The organism is Hallella colorans, from assembly GCF_003096815.1.
Lineage (GTDB): Bacteria > Bacteroidota > Bacteroidia > Bacteroidales > Bacteroidaceae > Prevotella > Prevotella colorans.
In genome coordinates this window covers 22071-44481 of sequence record NZ_QENY01000021.1, presented here as the reverse complement: position 1 = coordinate 44481, position 22411 = coordinate 22071, and the positions used below count along the sequence as shown (strand labels likewise).

At 45.8% G+C, this 22411-nt stretch carries 22 protein-coding genes and 1 pseudogene; 5 read left to right on the top strand and 18 right to left on the bottom strand.

Annotated features, from left to right (window positions below; translation table 11 throughout):
- Window positions 1–42 precede the first annotated feature (42 nt).
- From C7379_RS10195 to C7379_RS10170, 6 genes are all read right to left on the bottom strand, one after another.
- Window positions 43–765, bottom strand: coding sequence for a hypothetical protein (locus tag C7379_RS10195; RefSeq protein WP_116617217.1), 723 nt, complete (start codon window positions 763–765; stop codon window positions 43–45).
- Window positions 762–1961 (bottom strand): toprim domain-containing protein, encoded by a 1200-nt coding sequence (locus C7379_RS10190; RefSeq protein ID WP_116617216.1) that lies wholly within the window; start codon window positions 1959–1961, stop codon window positions 762–764. Before C7379_RS10190 ends, C7379_RS10195 begins: the two co-directional genes overlap by 4 nt.
- 22 nt (window positions 1962–1983) lie before the next feature.
- Entirely contained in the window at window positions 1984–3303 is a 1320-nt protein-coding gene (locus tag C7379_RS10185; protein ID WP_116617215.1) for an ArdC family protein, read from the bottom strand.
- Window positions 3284–3511: a hypothetical protein gene (locus C7379_RS10180; RefSeq protein ID WP_025072511.1), complete on the bottom strand. Its 228-nt coding sequence runs from the start codon at window positions 3509–3511 to the stop codon at window positions 3284–3286. The genes C7379_RS10185 and C7379_RS10180 overlap by 20 nt, the downstream gene beginning before the upstream one ends.
- A gap of 51 nt (window positions 3512–3562) precedes the next feature.
- Window positions 3563–5335 (bottom strand): MutS N-terminal domain-containing protein, encoded by a 1773-nt coding sequence (locus C7379_RS10175; protein WP_116617229.1) that lies wholly within the window; start codon window positions 5333–5335, stop codon window positions 3563–3565.
- Between the two features lie 159 nt (window positions 5336–5494).
- On the bottom strand, window positions 5495–6262 hold the full coding sequence (locus C7379_RS10170) for a DUF4099 domain-containing protein (protein ID WP_116617214.1): 768 nt from the start codon (window positions 6260–6262) through the stop codon (window positions 5495–5497).
- An 81-nt stretch (window positions 6263–6343) separates the two neighbouring features.
- Between C7379_RS10170 and C7379_RS10165 the strand changes: the two genes are divergently transcribed.
- The 3 genes and pseudogenes from C7379_RS10165 to C7379_RS13215 all read left to right on the top strand — a co-directional run.
- Entirely contained in the window at window positions 6344–7405 is a 1062-nt protein-coding gene (locus C7379_RS10165; protein ID WP_116617213.1) for a peptidoglycan DD-metalloendopeptidase family protein, read from the top strand.
- Window positions 7406–7610: 205 nt separating this feature from the next.
- Entirely contained in the window at window positions 7611–7817 is a 207-nt protein-coding gene (locus C7379_RS13145) for a hypothetical protein (protein ID WP_308536034.1), read from the top strand.
- Between the two features lie 27 nt (window positions 7818–7844).
- Window positions 7845–8056, top strand: a pseudogene (locus C7379_RS13215) (transposase); the annotation flags it as partial.
- A 302-nt stretch (window positions 8057–8358) separates the two neighbouring features.
- Here the strand turns inward: C7379_RS13215 and C7379_RS10150 are convergent.
- From C7379_RS10150 to C7379_RS10140, 3 genes are read right to left on the bottom strand one after another with little or no spacing between them, the layout of a single operon-like run.
- Window positions 8359–8808 carry a type II CBASS E2 protein gene (locus C7379_RS10150; protein ID WP_102696632.1) on the bottom strand — a complete coding sequence of 150 codons (450 nt, stop codon included), beginning with the start codon at window positions 8806–8808 and terminating at the stop codon, window positions 8359–8361.
- The gene (locus C7379_RS10145) at window positions 8786–9817 is read right to left on the bottom strand and encodes a CBASS cGAMP synthase (RefSeq protein WP_116617212.1); all 1032 of its coding nucleotides are present in this window, start codon (window positions 9815–9817) and stop codon (window positions 8786–8788) included. The genes C7379_RS10150 and C7379_RS10145 overlap by 23 nt, the downstream gene beginning before the upstream one ends.
- A 6-nt stretch (window positions 9818–9823) precedes the next feature.
- On the bottom strand, window positions 9824–10885 hold the full coding sequence (locus C7379_RS10140; RefSeq protein ID WP_116617211.1) for a CBASS cGAMP-activated phospholipase: 1062 nt from the start codon (window positions 10883–10885) through the stop codon (window positions 9824–9826).
- A gap of 363 nt (window positions 10886–11248) precedes the next feature.
- Between C7379_RS10140 and C7379_RS10135 the strand changes: the two genes are divergently transcribed.
- Window positions 11249–12538, top strand: a complete 1290-nt coding sequence (locus C7379_RS10135) for an AAA family ATPase (protein ID WP_116617210.1) — start codon at window positions 11249–11251, stop codon at window positions 12536–12538.
- A gap of 4 nt (window positions 12539–12542) precedes the next feature.
- Window positions 12543–13127 (top strand): RloB domain-containing protein, encoded by a 585-nt coding sequence (locus C7379_RS10130; protein ID WP_116617228.1) that lies wholly within the window; start codon window positions 12543–12545, stop codon window positions 13125–13127.
- 98 nt (window positions 13128–13225) lie between these two features.
- Here the strand turns inward: C7379_RS10130 and C7379_RS10125 are convergent, their stop codons facing one another.
- From C7379_RS10125 to C7379_RS10085, 9 genes are read right to left on the bottom strand one after another with little or no spacing between them, the layout of a single operon-like run.
- A complete protein-coding gene (locus tag C7379_RS10125; RefSeq protein ID WP_116617209.1) occupies window positions 13226–13888 on the bottom strand; it encodes a TraX family protein in 663 nt (220 codons plus the stop codon).
- 1 nt (window position 13889) lies between these two features.
- Window positions 13890–16208 carry a type IV secretory system conjugative DNA transfer family protein gene (locus C7379_RS10120; RefSeq protein WP_116617208.1) on the bottom strand — a complete coding sequence of 773 codons (2319 nt, stop codon included), beginning with the start codon at window positions 16206–16208 and terminating at the stop codon, window positions 13890–13892.
- Between the two features lie 4 nt (window positions 16209–16212).
- Window positions 16213–17148: a conjugative transposon protein TraN gene (gene traN / locus C7379_RS10115; RefSeq protein WP_116617207.1), complete on the bottom strand. Its 936-nt coding sequence runs from the start codon at window positions 17146–17148 to the stop codon at window positions 16213–16215.
- Between the two features lie 30 nt (window positions 17149–17178).
- On the bottom strand, window positions 17179–18567 hold the full coding sequence (locus C7379_RS10110) for a conjugative transposon protein TraM (protein WP_116617206.1): 1389 nt from the start codon (window positions 18565–18567) through the stop codon (window positions 17179–17181).
- Between the two features lie 4 nt (window positions 18568–18571).
- Window positions 18572–19048: a hypothetical protein gene (locus tag C7379_RS10105; protein WP_116617205.1), complete on the bottom strand. Its 477-nt coding sequence runs from the start codon at window positions 19046–19048 to the stop codon at window positions 18572–18574.
- A gap of 4 nt (window positions 19049–19052) precedes the next feature.
- Window positions 19053–19649 carry a conjugative transposon protein TraK gene (gene traK, locus C7379_RS10100; RefSeq protein WP_007175131.1) on the bottom strand — a complete coding sequence of 199 codons (597 nt, stop codon included), beginning with the start codon at window positions 19647–19649 and terminating at the stop codon, window positions 19053–19055.
- A gap of 17 nt (window positions 19650–19666) precedes the next feature.
- Window positions 19667–21025 carry a TraJ family protein gene (locus tag C7379_RS10095; protein ID WP_116617204.1) on the bottom strand — a complete coding sequence of 453 codons (1359 nt, stop codon included), beginning with the start codon at window positions 21023–21025 and terminating at the stop codon, window positions 19667–19669.
- 4 nt (window positions 21026–21029) lie between these two features.
- Complete coding sequence (locus C7379_RS10090) at window positions 21030–21710, bottom strand: DUF5045 domain-containing protein (RefSeq protein WP_116617226.1); 681 nt, start codon at window positions 21708–21710, stop codon at window positions 21030–21032.
- Window positions 21707–22402: a hypothetical protein gene (locus tag C7379_RS10085; RefSeq protein ID WP_116617227.1), complete on the bottom strand. Its 696-nt coding sequence runs from the start codon at window positions 22400–22402 to the stop codon at window positions 21707–21709. Before C7379_RS10085 ends, C7379_RS10090 begins: the two co-directional genes overlap by 4 nt.
- Window positions 22403–22411: the final 9 nt, after the last annotated feature.

Sequence of the window (22411 nt, the reverse complement as noted above, 5' to 3'; positions counted from 1 at the left end):
TCGCCATGCAAAAGTACAGAAAAATGCCCACATTCAGACCTCTCAAATATATTTCCACTCATAGATTAATCCATCCACAATCGCCTTTCCTGACATCACCGTGGCCCAACCTTCAGGATCAAGCCCAAACCACAGGTCATTCCACGAGTACGTCCTTACCTGCCATGCCAGCAGCCACAGATCGGTGTTGATCGTCTCCAGTTTCGTCACCACCTCATTGGCAATGTAATACCGTTCCGCCGATGACAGTAGGTTTACCTTATGCTTCTCATTCACAGACTTGCCGGTGGCATCATAGCCACTCACGTTGTATGTGCCGCTCGTTACCAGTTGTTTCATGAACGGATAGAGCGAAGCCATTTGCGTGGCAGCATCCGTCAGTTCATCAGACACCAAGAGAGCAATGGCCGTTCCTTTCAAATGACCAGGCAGCGACTGGCGCAACAGGTTCATGTTTCGTGGAATCTCTACTGTTGTCAGTTCTGCCGCTCGCTTGATCTGATAAAGGTTCTGCATGGCTCCTTGTGCATTGGAGAGATACGCCAGCATCTTGTCCTCCACCTTGTGCATTCTGTCCATCGCCACAGTGACTGCCGTTTCCGCAGCAATGATTTTTTTCTGTGTCTTCTCGCGGTCCTTGAAAATCTTTTTCAGCATTCCGCTCTGCGCTATCACTGCACCCGTCAGCGTCGGGTCCGTCTGTTGTGCCATCATAGGGCAGAAAGTTAAACTACCCAACAATGATATGATGAAGATTCGTTTCATAAGCCCACCCCTTTCTCACGGCGGTCAGCCAGATTCCGATCTCTTGCAAACTTGTTTTCTACCGCCACAACTTCCATCTGTTTACCCATCAGCTGGTCGTTCCAGTCCTTGTAGTTCGCAGCAGCCTTCCATTCACCTACATTATAGCGGATGTGGATATGCTTGCGAAGCTCACGGATGGACAGCTGTTCATTAGGAATGGCAAAGTTCTTCGCGCCAACAGTAATCTTCACCTTGTCCTCTTCCTTATGCACATTCAAGCGGATGCCCTCCAGCAAGGCAGCCATGCGGATGCCATAGATACGCCCGGCAAGGTCATTATCAAAACAGTCCATCGCCTTAGCTTCCAGGTAATACGCCATGATACCCTTGATCTGACTGTCGGAGAAAGTGCCACCCAACGACACGAATACCGAATGAGTACCATCTAAGCGAAGGTGATTCAGCTGATAGAATGCCATGATGTCGTAGGCACTTTCAGCGAAATAGACATGTCTGATGTCTGTAGGCTCTCCACCTTGTGAGAGATCAGCAATCCATGCCCCCGTCGTCGAGTTAGTACCAGCTGCCTTACTCTTGAATGAGCCAAAGCCACGGATTTCATAGCCCACCACCTTGTCCTTGCCAGCCTCCGTATAAGGGAAGCCGATGTTGAACTGCTTGTAGGTGGTATGGCTGTTGTCCCTTATTTGCTTGATAAATGGTGCGAAGGTACTCACCGTCTCCTCGTTGATGCCACGCTGGGCAAAGAACGCCATCACTTCCGAAGGCGCACCATTAATATCCTTCGTTTCATAGCGTTTCGGATCAAACACGGTACTACCCGTGTAACCAGCTTTCGTAAGATACTGGCTATCCCCATAGTCAGGAATAGGCTCATTGGCGAAGTGGGCCATCACCTTGCCGATAATTTCCCACTCGTTTCTTCCAGACTCGTGGAAGCTGCTAAGGTTCTCACGTATCAAAGATACCACATCGCCGCCTCTTGCCCCGTTACGCCGGAAGTAAGTCTGCGCCGCTTTCTCCTTCGGGTTCTTGATGATGAGCTTGTCCTGATGACCCGTGGAGTCAGACAAAACCATTTCAATGTATCTTCCCACACCAGCCGAGCGGTCGAGACGATAGCCCAGATAATAGGCAATATCATCTACGCCTACCTTTGTTTTTAGGTCTTTGTAGTTTACACTCTGTTTCATAACTGCCTACAAGTATAAAGGGTTATATTTTCATACGATGAGCATGCTGCTGTCTCTGTGCCATGACCACATCGCCAAAACTTCTTTCCAGCGTATGGGAGAGCAGACGCGCCTTCTCCGTTTCTTCCGAGAGAGAGAAATAGAGGATGCCCACATTTCGGTCAATCGGTTTGAGTCCCAAATCTTGACCTTGGAATGAGGCTCTCACCGCATAGTCGCCATCATTTTGCTTGATGATGGAGGCGTTCTCAAAGACGACCTTGTCCTTGGGAATGTCGTTAGAAAGGTTTCTGTTTTTATCGAGCAAGGGCTCTTCACCCAACGCCATTTTCTGCTTGTCCACCTCTTCCAGTACCATGTTAGCAGCCTTGTTCACGTCGGCCATCACCGACACGATGAACTTAGGATTCTCCTTGAGAGTGGAGATCCAACTATCGAGGTAAGCCGCATTGTTGTCCAGAATACGCTTGTCAAAGCCCATCGAGTTGCCTACCATCGCTGCCGTCAGCTCAGCCACCAGTTCCTCCTTGGCGTATTTCGCATCGCCGAACTTCTCATGGCTACCCCTGTTCAGCCGAGGTTCCGTGCCAGTGGAATGAGCCATCTCGTGCAAGGCCGTGGAGTAGTATTCCATACCGTCCTTATAGACCTCTTCCAGAGTCTTGCCAATGTTGAACTGCTCTTTCTTTGGAATGACGATGATGTCCTTGGAGGGAGAGAAGTATGCACCGGGTACCTGCTTGTCATATTGGATAGGACAAATCCACTCCTGCTTCTCAAACATACGGTCGAGTGCCTTGCTGGTAAACATCCCTTCGGCATCTCGCAGCTCCGGTGGGGCAAACAGCTTTTTGAGAGCTTCCACCTTGTCAGGCTTCACCTCAGCCAGATTCGTCTGATCGACATTGAACACATTGAAGGCTTTTAGGAAAGGAATGGTCTGCACCTGCATCCGCTCTGCAAGGCTCATCTTGCGGTAGGCCTCTTTAGAAACTTTCTTACCATCCTTGTCCCTTGCCATGATATCCCAGTAGAGCACTGGCATAGCCGACTCACCTTTCTTCACATGTGCTCCCATGTCGTTGGCCTGCTTGAAAGTGAGGTACACGGGCATGGAGTAGCCACGGAGAGCCGTGTCCAGTTGGAGGAAGAAAGAGTTACTTCCCGAATATCCACGCCCGGATACATTCTGCGGCATGGCACCAGGGGCAGTAGCACTGCCAATCCACCCCTTATGCCAGCCAACGGACTTCATCTGTTCCATGCGCTCAACCATCATCTCCGTGAACCTGTCCACGGCTTTCTGACCGAGCGTCTTTGTTTCAGTTCCAGCTGTAGTCATAGTCGTCCTCCGCCAAGATTTGCTTATCCTGCATACTCAGTTCCACCGACTCCATATAGAACTCTGCGGTATCTTCGCTGGGATGGATGTTGTGTTCCTTGCACCACTGCATGAAGTCGTCCGCATGTTCACCTTCAAGCGTGAACTGCAACCATCCTATCCGTCTGTCCTGTTTGAGCTGGACCAGCTCTTCAAAACTATATGCCATTTTCTTTGAATTTATGTTATCTGTGTTCATTATAGAAATCCCCCCCAAAGGCTACATTTTCAGTCCATTGCTGATAGCTTGCTTCTGTCCCGACAGCACCTTGATGTCCTCTGAGAGATACTTGGCTGCCAGCTGTTCACGAGTGACGGTCTTGGCTTGGAAGAGAGAAAATCCGTCGTCAAAGGAAATTGCCTTCTTTTCCGTGCGTCCGTTCTCGCCCACGGCCGCTGAAATCTTCCACTTGCCGTCCATGTTGTCCTTTGCCACCCGGATATCCTCCACTTTGATGTTGGCAGGGAGCTGATAGACGGCATAGGCCGATGCCAGGTGCAGCCGTTCGCCAAAATTCTTTTCCACCAATGCCGCCGGTGTCGTCACGCGGTCGAAGAAAGCACTCTGGTCTTCTTTGGTCATAGGAGCCGACATTCGTTGGTCGCCCACCTGGGCATAGAGCTTGTACTTGCCATAGTCAGCCCGCTGCTCATCTTTCTCCTTATACACTGTCATCTTGTCAATCACCCTGCCGTCAGATAGGATGTTGGCGGCCTTGTACTCCTCAGCAGATACTTTAGGAGCCAGCTTTGTGGGATAATATTTCTGCATCATATTCTCCACCTTCGCTTCCCGTTTCTGATAGGCAGCGATGTCGGCAGCGTCCATCTTCATGGGGTTGAGCTGCTTACCGTTGAGCTGCGCCACATAGAACCAGTCGGCAGGATTCACTTTGGACTGGAAGGCATGGGCATGGGAAACCTTGTCGCCATTGACCGTAACCATCTGCGGCTCACGCGGCTGGTGTTCCTGCTTGATGGTTGCCGTTTTCTCCACGGATTTTCCTTCCTCTTTCTTTTCCTGAGCTGTCGTTTCCGTTTTCTCAGACACGGCTTTCTCCACATTTTGCTTCTTCTCCAGACTGTCCACGATAGCCACACGAAGACCAGCCCGGATGAGTTTGGGCAGATTCGTGTCCAGCGCATGATGGGGAAATGTAACTTGCAGAGAGCCGTCTCCTGCCTTGGCAGGCTTGTTCGCTTTGAGCCCCAATGTGTCAGCCACCTTGGAGGCATCAGCGTTCAAAGCCGTGTAGAAGTCTCCCGTTCTGAAGAGCAGGACAGCATCAGGGTGCTTCTCCTTCATGTTCTCGTACTGCTCTGCCAGCGTCTTTGACTTCGGGAGCTTTGTCGTTTTCGTTGCAGCTTTTTTCTCGGTTTGAGCCGTCGGCTCTTCCTTCAGGGTAGCTTGCTGCTGCACCTCTTCTTTTTTCTTACTTGCCATATTGTTGTCAATTAAAGGGTAAATATCCGACTTCCATTTGTTGGGCGTGAACTTATGCGTATCACCGAGTACCGCCATCAGCGTGTCCTGTCTGCCCATTGCTTCATACGCGGCCATTGCCGTATGCCCAGTGTCGAGTACATTGTCAATGAGAATGGGTATCTTGTTCCTGGGTAGCCTGCGGATGCGATAAAAGTAGAGCGGCACCTCATCGAGCGAGCCATTGGTTTTCTTCACCAAATAAAGCGGATCGTGGGTATTGCTTGCCAGCGCATCGATGACAGGCAGATGCAGTGCCTCGCTTATTTTCTCGGCCAGCGTCTTGGTGTAACCAGCCCTACCGGTGCGGTTTGGGATGGGTACCAGTACCACCTGCTTGTCTTTAGGCATGACATTCCTGACTGCAGCAGTCATCATCGTCGCAGCCTTGGCAATGGCCATGTCGTCCCCAGCTTTCACCTTTCGGGCAATAGGAGCAACTTTGGCATAGCCAGCCACGGAGCTGACGATGTACTCGAAATCAAGATTTTTGTATTTCTTTCTACCCACCTTGCTTGTCGTGATATGCTTTAACGCTACGGTTCTACAACAGAAGAACTCGCCAATAGAGAAGAATGTTAAAGCACTCACTGGCTCTTATAAAAGTGACAAGCCGGGAGCAAAATATTAAAGAATCCCTTGTTGGGGAGGATGGTTATTCGTCTTGTGCTATCGAATCAAGCCTGTATGCTGCTTCTTTTCGATAGACTCTGAGGGGGTGTTGGTCATGGCTTGACGTTCCACCACTTTCTGGTATTCCCAGCGGTTTTCGTCGGTCATCACATAACCCATAAAATCCTCGTGAACATCATCGTAGCGCATCTGTTGCAATCGTTCCCACTCCCTCATGTCGCCGTTGACAATTTTGAAGCCTTGTGGCTCACGCAGGTCAACGCCCACCGTTACCTTGGTGTCGCCAAGAGCCAGTTCCACAGGTTTACCTTCCTGCAAAGCCTCCTTTTGATTGGCACCCAGCTCGATGTCCTTCACTTTATCTCGTGTTTGTAGTTCTGTCTCGATAGGAATGCTGGCCACATTACGGTGCATGAGCGAGTTTGTTTCCTTATCCAACTGAACAAATCTTACTTTCCTTTCTCCCTCCACGTCCACTTCCTTGCGTATTACCTCGCCAGACAGCACTCGTTGGAGCTCATTTTGGTTAAGTCCTAATTCATTGGCAATCTCTCTACGGAGTGGGTAAGTCATCAGTAACACTTGTTCGTTATCATCCAGTACGAATTGGGCTTTCATCGGTAACTGTATCACCTTGCCATTTGATGTTTCCGTGTTGGCCATGAAAACAGGCGTCACCTCTCCACAAAGCAGCGGAACTTTCAGAGCATCAGGCATCAACGCCAGTTTCTCCTCGTTGATACCCAACTGCTTTAATTTGTCTAAAACAGTTCCTTGGGTTTGAAAAGTTATCACTTCTTCCATACGTTAAATGTTTGAAGGTAAATTTGTAAACGAAAAACCCGCAAAAGAGGGCTCCGCACTGAACAAAATTATCAAAAGAAGATGAATATAAGACAACGATACCGATTATTTCTGACGGTCACTGCTGCCATGTCTTTTAGTGGTGATATGGCAGCACAGTTCTTTACCCTCAGACCGCAGATAGTTACAAGGCAGAAAATGACTGTAAAACAAAGAGTTACGACACAACAAAAGGACACTATAAAGGTTCGTCCTATGGATATTTCGTTCCAGACAGGAAACGGCATGGAAGTGAGCATCGAAAAGGATGTACCACTGTTTGTCAACGTGAAGGACTCCCTGCTTTTTGGCTTGATCAGTCAGCGTATGAATGTTTGCTTACCCCTTGACTTCCTGAAACTCACTTCTGCCTATGGTTATAGAAAAGACCCCGTGAGCAACTGCACTGTCTTTCATAACGGCATCGACCTGCAATGCAACCACGCCCATGTCTATGCTATGCTGCCAGGTATTATCAAGAAAGTACACTATGGCAACAAAGGCTACGGCAACTATATCGTGTTGGAGCATGGCATCTTTGAATGTCTGTACGGACACCTTAGCATGATAACCGTCCATGAGGGCGATGCGGTGAAGGCAGGAACCATCGTGGCAATATCAGGGAATACAGGTAAAACTACAGGACCACATCTACACATCAGACTACGAAAGGAAGGCAGAAGTGTGGACCCTAACCACTTCGTCGATTATCTCAATGGCTACATCACTGAATTACAAGATAAAATGGCATATCTCCGCTTCGGCACAAAGCCAGACCGAGCGCTGAACATCGAAAACTTGATGGCCGTTCTCCGTCAGTATGATGTGAAGTTCCCCCAAATCGTAGTGGCACAAGCCCTGCTTGAAACAGGTTACTTCACTTCCAGAGTCTGTCTTGAAAACAATAACCTCTTTGGACTACGTCGTCCCAGCAACGGCAACTACTACACATTCAGCTCATGGGAAGAGAGCGTCAAAGCCTATAAAGACTATGTGCAGTACAAATATAAGGGCGGCAACTACTACGATTTCCTGAACAGAATCGGGTATGCGGAAGATAAGGAATATACAAGTAAGATAGGGAGAATTGTCACCAGTCTGTAGAAATACAGAAAATCGAATACTTTTCTTCGCAAAAACTGCGAATATTCAAAAAGGATTATTATCTCTGCAAAAAAGAATATGCAAGGATGGAAATAACCTTTGAGCAAGACTATTTACGGGAATTGTTCTATGAAGGCAGGGCCAAGTATAGAAATATTGCTTCCAGCCTCAGATTGTACGGAAGTACATCAAAGTCCTGAACCTCATGGAATCGTTTGACAGCACAGAAGACCAGTATCGCTTCGCTGCACTTCACTACGAAACGTTGATTGGAGATAAGGCTGGTCGAGAGTCGGTGCGAGTAAATAATCAATACCGCATAGAGTCTTGTTCGGAAACAGTCGGTACGGAAAGACTGATTACCATTTGCAACATCTTGGAATTGTCAAACCATTATAAGCATTATAAGTAAAATAGATATTGCAAGTTTAGGTTATGGTTGATATACACCACTAACACCGTTGAAGGATACCATAGACAAGTACGTAAGGTAACAAAAAACAAAGGGGGTTTCCCTCCGATACTTCTCTCGAAAAACTTGTGTATCTGGCATACCGAAACATACGTGAAAAGTGGACCATGCCACTTGCCAACTGGGCCCAGATATCACAACAATTGGCAATAAAATTTGGAGAACGTTTTGAGATTATGTATGTTTCCTCGGAAGAAAGGCTCCTCATCTGGCCAACACGATTAAAAATCGTGTCATCCAGACGAGGTGAAATATAAAGGATTAGAGCCTTGACACAGTTGAAATTACACTACCGCTTATGGCGTACTTACTTGAACACCCGTCGCTCCAAGCATCTGCGTCTGCTTTACTAACTCCGTTAAAGTAACATCTCTTGTCATGCATTATTTAGTTAAGCAATTATAGATGAATCTGTCACCATCTTTAGCTTGTTCCATTTTAGGTTGGCTCAATCTCGCCTTGTACATAATCAACCAACATATCATACTTTTGAAGACAATCCATGATTAATTTCAGGATGTTCCCATACACCAGTAATCTTCCATATCTCGTAAAAAAGAATCCATTCATGGGTCCATGGAATAATGTGGCTGTAAAGGCTGCTCCTGCCATATTTCCATGGTTGTTCCTTCGGGTAATAAAGACAGAGGCTCTTGTCCTCATAAATATGTGGAGGATCTGTTACTAAATTGGGTGATAGTATCCAAACTTTAGGAGGGTTATACCCATCATATACTATTTTATAGGAATAATTAACTCCTGTTTGATTATAATGGCCAAATACCACAAGTAGTTGATTTCCTTTCTCTGCTTTTATATTACAATCGATGAAGTCGTAGCTATTCTCTAACATAGTCTTCTCATGGACAAGAAGATAATAATTGGATTGCTCCCTATGTATTGGGCGTTCATATATCTTCTTCTTGACCATAATTTGAGTGTGCTATGTTTTTGACCCCTTCGAAAGCGTGGATGGTACCACTTTTTGCTGTAGTAGCAATTCCTGCCGTTATCTGTTGTCCAATAACTCGGAGGCTTTCAAGGCGATTCATAGTTTCATCGACCTCATCTTCTGCCAAAGGAAATCTTTCCCCAAGGTGTTTTCGCCACAGTTTACTGGCTTTAAGTTTATTCTTTTCTTCGATAGCCTTATCTGCGTCTTCGATAAATTTATCAAGTTCGTTTAGGAACTTTTGCTTACGGTCTGCATCGTAATTTTCAAAGAGATTATCAAAGGGCGTGGCTGGGACAATGCAAATGAAACTGGTATTGAGAGCTGATTTTATTGCTTTTAAAGTATCGCGAAGAGCGATGTCGTCACGCCCTTCATGCTTTTTCTGGTTATTGCTTGCCAGAATTGTCATAGCAAGACCGGGAGGCATAAACCCTCTAACCGTATCAGTCCATGACTTAAGGTAGGATACGAGATGTACTAGTACATCATTGCCACTCTTTTTCCCTTGAAACCAAACCACAACCTCCCGAGGGTCGCTCAACTCGTAGCCTTTGTGACGAACGGCCAACTCAGGATGTTCCTCATCGCTGTTGGTGTCCTTTCGATATACAGGTAGGTCAATGTGGTATCCTGCTGTATATTGAACACGGATACATTTATTCTTATGCAAAGGAGAAGCATCCGTGATTCCTTCCACAGCCTCCTTCACCCACCCCTGTAAAGTGTTGGCTGTCACATTTGGTTTAGGGATAAAGTAACAACCATCGTCTAAGTCGCACTCGTCTTCCTTTGTACGGATTGTAGTTCCCATCTTGTAGGAGCCTTGAATGTAAAACGAAGGCTTATACTCTGGATGATTCGCTTTAAAATGATTCTTTATCTTCTGACGAAGATTGTTGTGTGAGGCAATCATCTTTTGGCGCTTTGTGTCAGTGATCTGGAGTTCACTGAAAAACTCTTGAAAATTTGAATCTAAGTTTGCCATACGTATTTATTTAATTATGTTATGATTATATGGTTCTATTTTATCCTGAATAAAAGGTTTTATGAGGTCGACATTCTTCTTGAATAAGTTCTGACCAATATTGGCTAGTCGGTCGAGTGAATTCTTATCTGTTGCATCCATCGGTATATTTTCTTCCAATTTCTCTTGTATTCTACGATAGATAAAACGTCCTTTTTGGTCGTATCCTGCGCCATGACACATTAATTTCATAGTGTTATCAATATAGACTGACTGTCCAGATGACATGACTTCGTAAATACGTATGCTTTTTTGCCTGTTCGGGCACAACCAATAACGTACGCCTTTCCTTTTGTCGATTGTACGGTCTTTAAGATTGAAAGTGCCAGTTCCAAGTGACAGTATTTCGATATTTTCCAATGGAATGCCAATGCAGTATACGGCTTCCGTAAGTCCAAGCAATGTAGGATTATTTGCTAATACTCCACCATCAACATTGTTGATATAATCATTTCGGTTGACAGAATTCAAGTCTTTAAAATTGAAACTATGTGGCGAGAAATATACTGGTGCCGCTGCCGTTGCAAGAGCAGCATTTACAACAGGAATGTGACAATCCCTTAGATAGTTGGGAAGATGATCAGTCTTAAACACATGTTGCTCACCTTTGTCAAGGTCATAGGTGGGGATACAAAGACGCGTCTTACAGTGGTAGATGCGAGCGTCATTTGTCCGATAGTCAAATGAATTGAAGTTCTCAGCAAGTAGTTTCTCTAAAGCTTCCTTCCTATAGAATGGCTCGTTTTTGATAAAGGCTTGCCACAAACTCTTATGGGGAAAGATTCTTTTGGCGTTTTCTTGGTAGAGTTTAAGAATATCTTTGGCGGTCATACCAAGAGCTATACCAATAGCTATAATACCACCAGTACTTGTGCCACATACTAAGTCAAAGAAATCGCACAATCGGGCATCCGTCCCATATCTATAAATTGCTTCTTCTTCGAGATGATAGAGAATTTTTGCAGGAATAATTCCCCTGATACCTCCTCCGTCAATACTTAAAATTTTAAATTTTTGTTTTTCTCCCATGAATTTTTATTCCCTGTCCTTTTCAGGGGTATTTTATTATGCCGTTGATTACAGGACAAAGAGTATGCCAGATGAAATAAAATCACTGTTATTTTCTATTTTACATGTAGTTTTAGTCTAATATAGTCTAACTTTAAAACTAAAATCACAGTATCCAAACGTTCTATCTAATTACGATACGTCTATGTCATATCTAATTGCTACGTTTGACACAATCTGGAATTATTTATACCATAATAGTTGTTTTTATATGACATTTTGTCGTATTTTAAGCCAAATTTAATTATGAAACCGTTATATGTGCTTCTTTTATTTTTTATTCCAAATTTATTTGTACCTTTGTACCCATAAAAATCATAGTACATGGTACAGGAATTAAAAATTAGAAACTTTTTGTCTTTTCGAGATGAAGTCATATTGAGCTTTGAAGCGACAAAAGATAATACTTTTGAGGACTGCCAAGTTGTAGAAGTGGTCCCAGGAGTTAGATTGCTTCGTTTAGCATTGATTTATGGTGCAAATGCAAGTGGGAAATCGAATCTTTTATCGGCACTAGACTTTTTACATGAATTCTGGTTTGAAAGAAAAGAAGACTTAGACCAGTCAACCGATGCAGTTCCCTTCCTTTTAGATACAGAAACGCCAATAGAACCCTCTTCTTTTGAATTGAAGTTTTTTGTTGACGGCATAAAATATTGGTATACTCTTTTGTTAGACGAGAAAAAAGTCATATCTGAAAAGCTCTTCTTTTATAAAACTGTTCAACCAACTATGCTATTCAGCCGAGACTTGCAAAATGGACAGTCGATAATTAGGTTTAATGCATCTGTTATAAAAGTGAGTCAAGCCGTTGTAGAAGAACTTACGCTAAGATGTTTGTCTAATATGTCTTTTTTTGCTGCACGAAATCAAGTTAATTGTACCTTACCATACATTGATTCGGCTATTAATTGGATGAAGTCCGGCATCTTGCCTATGATAGAACCTAAAACTCAAATGTTTGAATATGCTGGAGGGAAAATGCTAAATGATAATGAGTTAAAGAAATATCTATTGAATTTTATCCATAGAGCAGATTTCAATATTACTGACATAACCACAGAAAAAGAATCCGTCCCAATGCCTGGATTTATGCGCAACGCAATAATTGAGGATAAGCAAATACCCAAATTCACAAAGGAAAAACTGCTTGCTGATGCTGTTTTTGACAGATTTAAAACCGAATTTGAACATACGGTAAAAAATCTGCGTGGGATAGAGAAATACACTTTGCCTAACTCTTTACAAAGCGAGGGTACACGACGTACTTTTGGTATAGAAGCTGCTATTTACGAATGTATCAAAGGAAACAACTTCCTGTCCATAGATGAGATAGAGTCCTCTTTGCATCCAGATTTGGTGGAATTTATAATTGAACAATTTCTTAAAGTCCAAAGTCATAGTCAAATGTTAGTTACATCACACTATGATCCTCTACTAAATACAGTTGATGATCTTCTGAGAAAAGATTCCGTTTGGTTCACAGAAAAGGAAGAAGATGGAAACTCACGTTTGTATTCGTTAGTAGAGTTTAAGGGGCTAAATAAAATTAGTTCTTTTCAAAGGTCATACAGAAATGGTGTGTTTGGTGCATTACCTAACATTCAGAATTAAAATTATGGCACGAAAAGAGGCAATAAGGCGGCAAAGGCATGGACGTGCTGTCATAATAGGTGCAGGATTGACAGAAAGGTGGTATTTCTCACATCTACAATTCCATTTCAATTTAAAAATTAAAATTCGTCCAAGGTTTTTTGGTAATGAAAATATTACTACTTTAGAAAAGCGCATCATTCAAGTCCTTTCAAATGAAGGAATTGCTGTTGTTATCTTTGATGCAGATGTTTCCACATGGAATGATGCCGAAAAAGCAAGATTAATAGCACTTAAGAAAAAATATGAGAAAAGCAAACGGGTTATATTATGTGATAGCCAACCTTCAATAGAATACTGGTTCCTATTACATTATTTAAAAACAAATAGATTTTTCGGTACTTCAAAGGCTGTTGTTGATGAATTAGTCAAATATGTTGAACGCTTTGAAAAAACGAATGATTTTTTAAGAAACCCTAAATGGGTTGAAGATTTATGCAATAATGGAAAATTAAAAGACGCTTTAGAACGGGCAATCTCTTATGGTGAACAAGGTCCTTCCTATAGTAATGTATGGAAGGCTATTAAATACGTAGGTATAAAGTTATAAGATTCCGATTGAAGTTACACTTCACCATAAATAGAAAATGTCACACATCTTTTTTTAAATTATCTTATTGGGTTTTGAGGATATGGCTTTTATTTCTATTAAATCTGTAAATAAAGCCACAGAAGCCAAATGACACACATGTGCCCAGAGTAAAATATGTAGACACCATACTTTGCGTATTGCCCTGTGATAAATCCTCGTTCTCCATTATAAGCAGCCAACAAAGTCAGATCCACTATATACCCCAACATCCCATATTCTTCCATAACAGGGATGGTAAACATTGCCATCAATGCCCATCGGTTACGGAACAGGTAGAAGAATACGATGAGGAACACTCCATGCCACTCATAATCCGCATGTAGACAAGTGGAAATAACCGCCAACATTCCCACTGCAAAGCACTGGGCAGATGGGGTTAGCTTCAATCTCTCGACAGCCATTAAAGCCCATAAACCCAATAGCAGGGTGAAGAACACATTATGTGTATTGTCATGATTCAGTAGCCACCACGGAATTTCCGACACAAGAGCAAAAATGAAAAGACTCAGCGCATATTTCCTTACGGAACGGGTATGCACATACCCCTCCACCAGCAGAAATGCGAAGATGGGAAAAGCCATCCTACCCACCGTTCGCATGGCATCGTAGGCAATGCTTTTGTCCATTAGATAGTAGGCTATGTGGTCTAATGTCATGGACACCAATGCAATTACCTTCAATGCGCTCCCTGAAAACCCTTTACCTTGAACGAGGATCATGTCACTTTGTTTTCTTTTCTTTGCCCAATAACTCTGCAATCATCGCATCCACCTCGTCATTGACACGCTTGAAGTTACGACCCAGCATGATTTCCTTCTCACGGTTAGAGGCAAACTGATAAATCTTTGGCAGGTCAGCATACAGACTTTCCTCCTGTTTGATTTGTTCCATATCAAAGTGGGTCTTACAGAAATACTTCGAGGTCTTGAACTCCTCCGACTTCTCAATGTCGAAGCCCTGCATCATGCTACCTTCCGTCGGAGTAAAGTCACGAGCTGACTGACCAGCGAGCCAACCAGTCGCCATGTCCGCTATCTTTGCAGCAGGGACTAGAAAGTCCAACCGCTCCGAGATAGACGTGGAAACCTTCTGGTCATTGATGGTAATAGACCTGGACGTCTGCTTCGCCTTACCGAACACATCATTCTGCGCCCATTCCAGCGTTTCCTTGTTGCGGGCGGCACCCATAAAAATGTTACCACAGGTGGTAATAATTTTCTGCATCCCATTCTTGCCATAGTCCGCCTCCAGCTGTGGCAACTCTTGAAAACCAAGCGTCACTGCTACCTTGTTGCTTCGCGCCGTACCAATCAGTCGATCAATCTTATGAAAGTACAAGGTTGGCAGTTCATCCACGATAATGGAAACAGGGATATTTCCTCTGCTGTTCACACGGGTCACGAGACGGTTGAGCACCAACGCATTCAGTGCGCCCACAATCTGCTCTTTCTCCGGGTCGTTGGCAATCACGAGATAGGAAGGACTGACAGGGTCTGAAATCTTCAGGTCGAAGTCATCCCCCGTAAATATCCAGTAGGCTTCCGGTGAAACCAAGCGAGCTGCATTGACACGGAGCGTACCCACCATACCTTCGAGTTGGTCCATCGCTTTGTTGGTATAAGCCGACTGGAACGGAGCCATGAGCGAGAGTATTTTCTGATCCTGCATCAGGATGTCAAATACGTCACTGTACTGCTTACCTAAGAAGGATAGTACATGTGGCATATCCGAATATTCTCCTGTAATGGTATCAGGCTCCACTACCTGCCCCTGCTCATCCTCATACCAGGACGAAGTGATATGCACTTTCTGTCCGTTACGGCTGATATAAGTGAAGTCATTCAGATCCACGAACATGCCATCCTCATCCACCGACACATCGTGGCTCAGCTCATCCACAAAGTCAAGAATCATGTTACCGTTCTTATCGACAGCTCGGTAGTCATGCCAGTTCTTTGTCATCAGCCTTAGTTTCTTCCCCTTGTATTTGATGTAACGAGTGAGTTTCTTGCCGTCCTTGAACCCCGTTGGATGGAAGTTGACGAAGAAATAGATGATAGCCGAAAGGAAATTGATGGCCGAGTTCTGAAAAAACGCCTCCGAGCCGCCTTTCTTGTCGCCCCCCTTGTTAAGCGATTCAAGCAACGTTGCAGCTGTCTCAGCCGCTGCTGCCAAGTCAGGAATATACTTCCGTTGTATAGGGTTGATACGGTTGGAATACTCCACATCGGTAAAGTTCACGATGTGGAAACCACAGTTTTCCGGCAACCTGCCAAGTCTTTTGTTTTTGCAGTACTGATAGAACAGCGTCTTTCCCAATGTCGGAAACTTATAGTCATACACCATCATGGCAAAGCCTTTGGCCGCATGCTGACGGATAAATGGGTCGATGATGCCAAACGACTTACCAGAACCGGGCGTACCCAGTACAATGGTTCCACGGAACGGATTGATGATGTTAATCCATCCCTTGTGCATGCGTCCCTTGAAATAGTAGATCATCGGGATATTGACAGAATAAGGATTCTCATTCAGGTCCTCCGACTGCTGGAACGACTCATTCTCAAAGTTGAAACGGTCTTCACCCAATTTGTAATTGTAGTAGCGAGAGATACCATCTAACCCCTGATGCAGAAGCATCGTACCGATAATGGAAGTCATGGCGTAGAGCACGCGATTGGTAGGGAAGCCAAATGAAACTCCGCCCCAGACGCCTTTATGAAGCATCATGCAGAGCGCGATGAACGTAATGCCGATGCCGATAGGGTAAAGCACCATTGTCTTGACGTTGAACTTCAACGCCTTCTGTGGACGTGTACCGATGCAGGTCACACCAATACATATCAGTTCGATGAGCTTACACGATGCTACATTGTTGAAAACCTTGAAGCGTGTGATGAGTTCCAGGATAAATCCCGTCACACGGTTGTCCGCCGTGATGGGGAGATTCATGATTAGCTCTACAATCAAGAAAAGGTAGATGCAACTCCTGAACGTGTTGTACATCTGTTGTTGTTCCCTTGTCTCTTCTACTGCCATGATGCTACTTTTGAGAATTAAGAACCGGGAGGAACGCCATTATCTGTTCACCAATGCCGTCGGCATGAAGAATATCCTTATAGTCAATGTTGAGTGTGACGACACGACCAGAAATCTGTTCCTCCGAAATCTCCAGCTTCAGCACTTTCTCTTCAGGAAAGGTCAGCTTGTCGAGTACCAGCACGTTACGATATGCCTTCTTGAAGCTCTTGGCACTGTTCAGGGAATAGACTGGAGTCAGCTCAATTGTCTGCGAATTGGTGGCCTTCAGCTCCTTCTTGTCCGTGAGTTTGATGCGTACCTCACTGATGTCATACTTGATTTTGGTGGCATTGTAGAGTGAATAATCGATGAAGAAATAATCACCGATGCTGAAAATGTTGTTCACTCTTGCCCTGATGCCATACTCATGGGAACGGATATGCTTTTGCGGTTTACTGGCAAAGATAGCCCAGGCGTAGGCTGCCATTTCTTTACGTGGCATCGTCACGTCGGGATTCTCATATCTGCCCATATCCCCGTTCTTGATGCGGTAGATGGAGTTGGCTTTCGCTGGTCCGGCAGTATAAACCACGTTGAGTTGTACGATATGCCGCTCACCGATAACGGTAACTGTACCTACCAACTCATTGTCGTACATTCTCCTGGAGGGTTTAATACGCACGATATTGTCCGTACACTGGTTACCTATAATCTTGTTCGTCGAAATGTCCACGAGCTTGATATTCTCTGGCATCAGCAGATGCGTTGTCACCTCTTCGTTGACAAACACCACATCCTTGCGTCTGTTCTCGTCAAAGATGTAGCTGTCCGTGAGCCTTGCGTTGCGGATATATCTCACCGAAACCGAGTCTGCCTCAATGTTCTTATACATTTTCTGTGCCTGAAGGCTGCCACACAATCCTATGAGGGCAACCAAGATAACTAAAAACTGCTTCATATTTTCTAATGTTTGATGAATTGTTGAACGCTACTCTGCACTGGTATTGACCAGATAAACGATGGTGTTATACTTGATACGAGCCTTGTTCTTTCTGATATTGGCAGACACGGCTGATGTTGCCGACTGGTACATGTTCTGAAGAGCCTGCAGAGCCACTGCCTCAGAACTCAGTCCACCGCCATACCCACCGTCAAAGTTGATGTTGCTCTGCAGGGCATTCGCCTTGGCATCCTTCATCAGGTCACGGAAGGCAGACTCTGGGACATAAAAGCCCTCCATACCGTCATTGTCATAGACCGAGAGTCCCACCTTGATGAACTTATCTCTGACCAGGATGCTGGTGATGGAAGCCATCACACGCTGCTGACCGAATCCCGTCACCGTACCATAGAGATAGGTACCCTTCTTCAGTTTTGTCCCTTTGAGCGTCACATCATCGAGGAGCTTGAAGCGGAGTCGCGTACCCTCATGTGCCTTGGTCGTCTTGTCTATCATGGCACGGATCAACGGCACGTCCGTCGTAGGCTCGGCACTGACGGTATTGAACTTATCAGCATTACCCTCCATCACTTTCTTGACGATGACAGGTTTCTCTTCCGGTTTGCGATTAGGTGCATTGAATGGCTGTGGCACTTTTGACACTTTGGCACTTTCATCCTCGTTACCAATACCCATGCTCTTCTCCAATGCCTTCTGTCTTACAAGACTCCTCTTCTGAATCGCCTCCACCTCCTTTGCATAGTCATCCATTTCAGCCTGTCGGGAACTACGCCCATAGCTGCTGGCCGAACCATATTCGGATGCGCCCCCGTAGCTGCCACCCTCATAGGCATTGATGTGCTTCCGAGACTGTGCCAGTCGTTGTTGCAAGGCTTCCATCTCCTTCTGCCGCTGCGCATTGATAGCATTCTGCCGGTCTATATTGTCCAGCTCATGCTCTTGATAACTGTTGCTGAGCGAGTCCTGTTGTGGCTGGTCCTCACCGATGCCGTTCACTGCCGATGCCGCATCTTCCTCGTTATAGCGTTTGTTCATCTCCGCCATCTTGTCCCCCATTTCATCATTGGCTGCTGTGGGCAGCGAAGCGTTGATACTGTCGGTGGCAACACCCTTCTGGGCATCGCCCTGCCCTCCGAACACACCAATCAGCTCATAGCCTAAGAACAAGATGGGCAGGAGGATGGCCAATGGAAAGATATACTTGGGCTGCTTGAAATCGATGCGCCACCAACTCTTGCCCTGTGATAAGGGCTTCACCACTGGAGGTTCTTTCGGACTTGTCTTTTCCCTTTCGTCGGACTCTTCCTTGTTTTCGCCCTGCGCTTCTGCATTAGCCTCCGTCCGTATAGCGCTCAACGGATCATCCTCCTTTCTCAGTCCGGCTTTAAGCAAGAATTTCTTAATCAGTTCTTTCATATCATTAATGTTTTAAGTTTGTCACTATCATTTCGAGCTGCCTATATTTATAGATGATAAGCGTGGAATCCTGATGCGTCTTGATAGGAATACGCACCAAGGAATCCAGTTCCCATTTCAGCTGCTGTCCTCGCAGAGCCAGTTGTCCGACCTCTCGAACCTGTACGTTCTTGCCGTTCTGTATGCTCTGCAGCCCGGCGAACATAGGCTGCACATTCTCTATCTCCCCCACAATATCCTTGCTGGGTTGCGGAGTATAGAGTGACACGACTATCCCCAAGCAGAGCGAACAGACCAGTGCACCGATGGTCATGGCCGCCGTACGCTTCGGGTGTTTCACAGCCCATGCGTTGGCAGCATCTATCCGTTCCCGTATCTTCCATTGCAAAGAGAGCTTCCTTACAAAGGACTCCAGCTTCCCCTTGGTTTCCTGTTCCCATCTGGCCTTGGCCTCTTTCGCACGTTTCATTTTCTTCTTCATACCCTTAGTAGTCTAAATCCTTGTTCTCCAATGTTCTCCAGTTGGTAATCAGCAGACCGTGCGGATTGTTCCTTGTCCGGGGTACATTCTCAATGCCGCCCACCGTAATAAGAGAGCGTTTCATGTCGCGTGAACGACGTTTAATAATCTGCGTACCGTAGTATTTGAACTTTCGAGTGTGTTCGTCCAGTTTGATGGAGTCACAGATGATCATGCACACGGCCGAAGAAGAGACGATGTCTGAGTAAAAACCATTTTCCTCCATCGCCTGTTTCTGTTTTAGAGCCGTACCGTCCGCCATATACATGGCTTTGGACAGTGTCCATTTGATATAGTCGTCATCGGGTGGCAGATTGAAGAAATACTGATGGAAGAGCTGGATGTGTGCTTTTGCCTCCATGACAAAATTCGCCTCCTGTTTACTCCTTTCAGCGAGGAAAGGAATGTCGCCATCGAGGACATAAATCTGATTACGCTCTTCCGTTACCAACTTGGCACAGTAGAAGATGCAGCAGGCACAGACCACCGTACTGCCGATGATGGTCAGCAGTACAGTTGTCAGTGCGAGCCTTGTTTTCTGTTCCAAACTTTGTATTAACATATCCTGTCGTTTTTAGTTTATTTTCCTCTGTTGTAAGAATCTCTCATGGAGCTGCCCATCTTCGATGCCGCCTTGCCAGCAGAGCTTTCTGTGAACATGTGTTTGGCCTCTTTCGCCACACCTGAGGCAGCGCCTCCCATGACTCCAGCCATAGTAGCCACTCCGCCATCGGAATAGCCACTTGCGCCGCTCACTGCTCCTGCCATACCAGCTGCACCAAGATGCGCCGCACCAGAGACTGCCGCACCCGCCATTGGTGTAGCCACTGAAGCGATACCCACTCCAGTAGAAGCGGCACTGCCCACAGCTCCGCCTACGGCTCCTGCTACGACACCTCCGGCAGCACTGCCGGCACTTGAGCTCACACCTCCTGGAATTAGCCATGATGCCACTTCAGGGACGAAACGGATGATATAGGCACCCACCAGCATACCCATAGCATACATGCAGTTGGAGCCGATGCCCTGAATGCCCAAAGCGCCTATCTGTCCCCAAGAGTTCACCTGCCCCTGCAGAAGCCTGCCATAGGCATTGAGGTCCTCGCCGAGGTTATACATTAGGATGAAGTCGATATAGTACAGGCACATATAGGTGACAAATCCCCATAGCGACAAGGACAGATATTTGCTGATCCATTGCGACCATGCACTGCTCCATGGCGGTACTATCGAGAGGGCGAACATGATGGGGGCAAATGTGGCCAGTATAGCCATGAAAATACGCTGGGCTACCAAGATGCCATAATACGACATCTGGAATATCAGTTCACCGATGAAACGTATCACGTCGTTTATCCATTCCGACACTTTTGTCTCAGCGGCTACGGTGGCTCGCTGCGCATAGTTGTTGATGGTCGTGCCCAGATTTTCCATGTTGTAGATGAGCTTATCCCACCAATGGGCATCCTCCCCGATGGTCTGTACCTGCTTCGCTGTCTCAATACTGTCCTGCACCTGTCGGAGTCGTTTGAGATAGTCCGACTGCTTCTGTGCTACTTTGAGTTCCAGCGCAGCCACTTCCTTGTTCTTGCTGCTCGCCATCTGTTTGGTGGTCGCCTCCAACGCTTTACCCGGTCGGGCCAGTTCCTGACAGATCCAAGAACTGTAAGTGATGCAGATGGACAGTCCCACGATGCGGAGAAGTTTCATTACGTCCATCGCCCTACGTCCAAGCATCATCATCCAGCACTCGTAGGACCCCACACAAAGGGCGAGACACAAGCCTATGACACGGGCGTAGCCCACGGTGTTGCCCAGCACAGCCGACTTCGGGAAGGTATCCATCGCCACCAGCAGCTTCTCAAGGCTTTGGTCAATAGAGGGCAGTCCCATGGTGAGTAGCTGACTTGCAATATTCATCAAAATATCTGTAACCATAATTTTATCGTTTGTAATAGTTTTGCGCCATGCCTACAAGATGTGCCACGCGACTGACAATTTCCTCCATCTGTTTCTTATATTGTTGGTAGGCTTTCTGCCGTTTGGCGTTTTCAAGTTCATATCCCACACCCGTCCGATGGATATAGGCTATATCCTGGCAAATCATCTCGTTCTGCCGGGTCAGCTCATCGACCTGAAATTTCAGTTTGCCGCTGCTCCTCTGCATACAGAAGAGCAGTCCGTCGGAAATAGATTTCTGCATGCGTTCGAAGTCGGCTTTGAAGGAGGAATAAACCAGATCGACATTCCTGTCAGCGGCACGCGCCACTTCCTCCTTGTAGAGTTCTTCTATCTTCGCACGTTCCTGCTCGGTTTCCTTCATCTTCTGTCGTTGCGTCTCTTCGGCGGTGATACGAGTGGGCATGATGCGTTTCACGCTGGACTTACTTTCCTTAAACCTAACTCTCCAGCCAGATTTGAGAAATCTCCATTGCCAGTAAGCCTCTCCGCCGCTATATTTCTTGTGTAATAAGTAATAATACCATGCAGGAGCAAAGTCCCATGGTCCGTTCTCCATTGACTTCCACTGCTTTTCCTTCTGGTCATCGTAGGTCGGATGCTGTGCAAATGCGGACAGGGAAAGATAAAGTAACCCAGCCGTGATGAATAGAAATTTTCTCATATACTGTTCCATTTGTTAATTACTCCTTCTGCTATTTTGTCCGTCACCTCACTGTTGAGGATGTCCCAAATATAATCGTATCTGACCCCGTCGACGGTAATGATGCTACACCAGACGTTAGCACCATCGATGATACCTCTCATGTTTTCTATGGAAGTCTTCAACTCCATGATAAGGTGAAGTTTCTCGTCCATCGAGGCCTTCATTACGTTGACACCGCTGGCGGCAAGCGATGCATAAAGGGCTTTGATGTTTTTGATTTCTCTTGCACAAGCCATATTCGCTTCTGTATAGTACCATGCCACCATCGGCTTCTTGGAGGCATATTGAAAAGTGGAGCGTGTAAACTGGGAGTACTCCTGTATCAAGCGATACATGCTGTTGACTGTCGAACCCAATGCGCTGGCTAAGATGATGTAGGAATAGCCATTATTCAATTTGCTGTCCAAGGTCGTTCTGACATCATTGAACTTGGTAGCACCCTTTGTGATGATACTCTGTTCACCAAAACTCGTTGCCACCTTTGCCAAGGCCTTGTCCTCTTCACCCTTGATGAGTTTATGCAGACTAATAAGGGCTTCAATGGTTAGCGGATCCCTCGGCGTCGGTATAACATCGGCAAAGATGGGAACTGCTACCATGAAGCACCATAACAACAGCCCATATCTTTTTATATTCCATGCCTTTTTCATAAGCCGAAC